Here is a 2729-nt window from a genome sequence, read left to right as displayed (position 1 = left end):
GGCCAGACCACCGCCAGGCCAGACCACCGCCAGGCCAGACCACCGCCAGGCCAGACCACCGCCAGGCCAGACCACCGCCAGGCCAGACCACCGCCGGACCCGTCTCCCCCGGCCGGACTCGCGCCCGCCGAGTTCACCCATCCCACACGCCGGTGACCGCATCACCCGAGCCAGTCAGGAGTGGTCGCATGGACAGCAATGTCAGGCAGGCGGGCATCGCGCAGGCGGCGCTCGGCTACGCGATCACCGCTCTCGGCGCGTGTCTCGTGCTGCTGGCCGGCGACTTCGGCGTACCCCCGGAGGCGCTGGCCTGGCTGCCCGCCACCTTCGGCTTCGGACTGCTCGCGATGGCCCCGGCCGGACCGCTGCTGTTGCGGAGCAGTCCGCGCCCGGCCCTCATCGGTGGCTCGCTGGCCGTCGCGGGCGGATCGACTCTGCTCGCCCTCGCACCCGCGCCAGGCGTGGCAGTCGCCGGAGCATCTGCGTCCGGCCCCGGCGCATGTCCCGGTACGGCAATGAGCGGCCGCGTCCAGTAGCGCCCGGGAAGGTGCCGGCGGTCGCCGCTGCCGCACGGATGCATTCAGCGTTGCGGGACAGCCGACCGGCATCGCGCCGAGGCGCGCGGCCGGTAGGAGCTGTGATGGGCGGCCTGATGGCACCAGGCTGCGGTTCGGCGGAAGGCCAGGCTCAGTGACCTGATGGCTTCCTGGCCGCCGGAGCGGTGGGGAAGTCGGGGCCGGTGGCCCGATGGAGAGTCCTGCGGCTGGTCCGGTGGGAAGCCGCAGCCGACGGCCTGGGGGGACCGCCCGCGGACTGGCCGGAAGTCTTGATGGGCCACCCGATCGGAACTCCGGCTCGCTGGATAGCCCGGTCGGCGGCCTGGCGGAAAGCCGGGGCCGGCGGCCCCGGCACGATGCCCTGCGGAAAGCCCGGACCGGCGGCCCGGCACGAAGCCCTGCGGAAAGCCCGGCCCACGGGCCTGATGGAAACCTGAGTCCGCGGCCCGGTGAAAAGCTCTGCTCCGGCCAGGTGGATAGCCTGGTCGCACCAGCAAAGGCGCCGGTCAATGGCCCCGCGGTCGTCGCGATCACCGGCAGCTCCCACCTCCGGAATGGCCCGTCCGCGAGGAAACGGCGTTCACCCGAGCCGCACCCGACCCCGGTGGATCCCGGCCGGCCGGCGCGGGGAATGGGCCTCGCGGCCGCCGCCGCAGCGATGCCGACCGATGCCGACCGGCCCTGCCGGCCAATGCCGACCGGCCCCGCCGACCATCCGCCGGGCATCCGGTAACGGGCCGCCCGCCTCTCCGGTAACAGCGGTGCCGTGATCCCGGCCGCGACCCCGTCGAAACTGCCCGCCGGCTATCGACGCGCGCATCGGGAATCGTCCGGCCCGGACGGCACGTTTGCCCCAGGGCAAGGGTGCGGGGCCCGTCCCGCCTCCGCTAAAGGCGGCCGGTCAAAGACCCACGAGTACTGGCCTTAAAGTCACTGCCCAATGGCCGCCGGCGAGTGATCTCTAACGGTGGCATTGCGTACGCGACTGGTGACAGTAAGGCGAATAGCCGCCCCGGGGCAGCCGGGACCGGAAAGATTGCGGTGAGTCCGGTTCAGGCGGTACGGAGTTTCGGCAGCATCGGCGCCACCGCTTCCAGGATGCGTTCGTCCCCGGCGTACCAGCTGGACTTGCGGGGCCAGTGCGTCAGCACATCGGTGAAGCCCAGCTCCGCCGCCCGCCCCACCGCGTCCGTGAACGCTTCGACGCTGCTCAGCGACAGCACCGGCGACGAGTCGAGGTTGAGATACCGGTCCACCTTCCGGTCGCCCGCCGCTTCGGTGAACTTGGCGCTGACCTCGGCCACCGACCGCCACCACGCCGCCTCGTCGTCGACCGCCTGCGCTCCGGTGGTCACCCAGCCGTCGCCGTACCGGGCCGCCAGGCGCAGGGCGCGGGGGCCGTTCGCCGCCACCACGAGCGGCGGGCGGGGCTGCTGGACCGGGCCGGGGGTGCTGCGGGCGTTCACCGCTCTGTAGTACGTACCCGTGAAGTCGGCCTTGTCGTTCTCCAGCAGCCGGGTGAGCAGCTCGAGGAACTCGGCGAAGCGGTCCACCCGCTCCCTCGGGGTCAGCTCGGCCCCGCCCAGCACCGCCGAGTCGAAGCCGGTGCCGCCCGCGCCCACGCCGAGCAGCAGCCGGCCCTGGGAGATGTCGTCCAGGGCGGTGATCTCGCGGGTGAAGTGCACCGGGTGGCGGAAGTTGGGCGACGCCACGAAGGTGCCGAGGCGGATCCGGCGGGTCACCATCGCCGCCGCCGTCAGGGTCGGCACGGCGTCGAACCAGGGGCCGTCGACGAGGTCGCGCCAGCCCAGGTGGTCGTAGGTCCAGGCGTGGTCGAAGCCGTACTCCTCGGCCAGGCGCCAGCGCCGCCCGGCCACGGACCAGCGTTCGTCGGGAAGGATCACGATGCCGATACGCACGCGAGGACGCTACCTCACGCCGAGCGCAGGCCGTCCTCGTCGCCCGTTGCCGTGGCCGGGCCGGCCGCCGCGTCGAACGCCGCCATCGCCCGGACCAGCTCCTGCCGGCTGGTCGGGGTCATCCGTTCGAGCACCTCGGCCAGCGCGGACCGGCGGCGTTCGCGCAGGTCCTCCAGCAGGCGCTGGGCTGTCGGGGTGAGCAGCAGCCGGACCTCGCGGCGGTCGCGGGGGTCCGGCACCCGGCGCAGCAGGC

2 protein-coding genes and 1 pseudogene are annotated in these 2729 nt (G+C 73.4%); 1 reads left to right on the top strand and 2 read right to left on the bottom strand.

Features of this window, described 5'->3' with window-relative positions; translation table 11 throughout:
* Window positions 1-188 precede the first annotated feature (188 nt).
* On the top strand, window positions 189-536 hold the full coding sequence (locus AB0C29_RS42310; RefSeq protein ID WP_360833135.1) for a hypothetical protein: 348 nt from the start codon (window positions 189-191) through the stop codon (window positions 534-536).
* Window positions 537-1609: 1073 nt separating this feature from the next.
* Here AB0C29_RS42310 and AB0C29_RS42305 read toward each other — a convergent pair.
* Window positions 1610-2476: an LLM class flavin-dependent oxidoreductase gene (locus AB0C29_RS42305; RefSeq protein ID WP_360833133.1), complete on the bottom strand. Its 867-nt coding sequence runs from the start codon at window positions 2474-2476 to the stop codon at window positions 1610-1612.
* 14 nt (window positions 2477-2490) lie between these two features.
* Window positions 2491-2729 (bottom strand): annotated as a pseudogene (locus AB0C29_RS42300) (transcriptional regulator); the annotation flags it as partial.

The organism is Actinoplanes sp. NPDC048791 (assembly GCF_040650095.1).
Classification (GTDB): domain Bacteria; phylum Actinomycetota; class Actinomycetes; order Mycobacteriales; family Micromonosporaceae; genus Actinoplanes.
Note: the sequence above shows the minus strand (reverse complement) of the source record. Positions and strands in the feature narration are given on the sequence as shown.